Genomic DNA, 1,614 nt, shown 5'->3' on the forward strand with positions numbered 1-1,614 from the left:
GGATTATTTTTCCCCTGGGTTTTCTGGCTGCTGGTATTGGTGTTACCTATTGTTATCATGGGTATGCTTGATATCATGCAAACCAAACATGCCATCATCCGGAACTACCCTGTAGTAGGGCGTATGCGGTACTGGATGGAAGCATTACGGCCTAAAATCTACCAATACTTTGTAGAGAGTGATATTGACGGCAGTCCTATCAACCGGGTAGACCGTTCCACTATTTACCAGCGGGCCAAGCGGGAACTGGATTCCCAGCCGTTTGGTACCCAGTTTAATGTGTACGCCGAAGGATATGAATGGATGGCACATTCTATTCAACCGCAGAACTTTGATCACATGGAGAAGGACCCGCGGGTAACCTTTGGCGGGAAAGACTGTAAACAGCCTTATTCGGGCAGTATCCTGAATGTTAGCGCCATGAGCTATGGATCGCTCAGTAACAACGCTGTACAGGCGTTAAACGGGGGCGCCAAAATAGGCAACTTCGCCCATAATACCGGGGAAGGCGGCATCAGCGACGCCCATCTCAAACAGGGTGGCGATATTATCTGGCAAATTGGTACCGGCTATTTTGGTTGCCGTGACGACGACGGTAATTTTTCCGATAGTTTGTTTGCAGAAAAAAGCGCACTGCCACAAGTTAAAATGATAGAACTGAAAATTTCACAGGGCGCCAAACCCGGCCATGGTGGTATATTACCAGCTGCCAAGAACACACCCGAAATTGCCGCTATCCGTCATGTTAAACCTCATACCACGGTATTCTCTCCTCCTTATCATAAAGCATTTAACAGTCCGAGGGAAATGATGCTGTTTATCAGGCGCCTGCGCGATCTGAGTAAAGGCAAGCCTGTTGGATTCAAATTGTGCATCGGTCAGCAACGGGAATTTTACGCGATCTGCAAGGCCATGATAGAAACAGATACTTATCCTGATTTTATTACTGTAGATGGAGGTGAAGGCGGCACCGGCGCTGCGCCACCCGAATTTTCCAACTCCGTGGGTATGCCGCTGATGGACGGGCTTTCTTTTGTTCACGACACGCTTACCGGGTTCAACATCCGTCATCATATGAAAATTATTGCTTCCGGTAAAATACTCACCGGTTACCATATGCTGCGTGCAATGGCCCTGGGGGCGGATACCTGTAACAGCGCCCGTGCAATGATGATGGCACTGGGATGTATACAGGCGCTGGTGTGCAACACCAATAAATGTCCTACCGGTGTGGCCACACAAGATAAATGGCTGTCCGCCGGCCTTGTGGTGGACGATAAAAAACACCGCGTAGCCAACTATCACCGCGACACCATAGAAAGCGCCATTGAACTGGCAGGTGCAGCCGGTTTGAAAGACCCCCACGATATTACCAGGCGGCATATTTTCCGCCGGGTATTTATGAACCAGGTAAAAACTTTTGAAGATATATATCCGAGTGTTGCCAGGGGAGCATTGCTGAACGGGCTAATGCCGGAACACCTGAAAAAAGAGATGGAAACTGTAGGAATTGATACCTGGATGTAGTAAAAAGGATTTGGGCTTTTATCCGAAAAAATAAAAGTCCAAATTCTGCGCTATCTTCCAAAAAATTTCTAAACCCCAAAAGTATAA

Annotated in this window: 1 protein-coding gene; it reads left to right on the top strand. The window is 47.8% G+C overall.

Features of this window, described 5'->3' with window-relative positions; all coding sequences use genetic code 11:
* A partial coding sequence (locus VN105_RS12675) for an FMN-binding glutamate synthase family protein (protein WP_325641391.1) occupies positions 1-1,527 on the top strand: 1,527 nt, incomplete at its 5' end.
* Positions 1,528-1,614: the final 87 nt, after the last annotated feature.

Origin of the sequence: Chitinophaga sp. (assembly GCF_035564935.1) — a bacterium.
Classification (GTDB): domain Bacteria; phylum Bacteroidota; class Bacteroidia; order Chitinophagales; family Chitinophagaceae; genus Chitinophaga.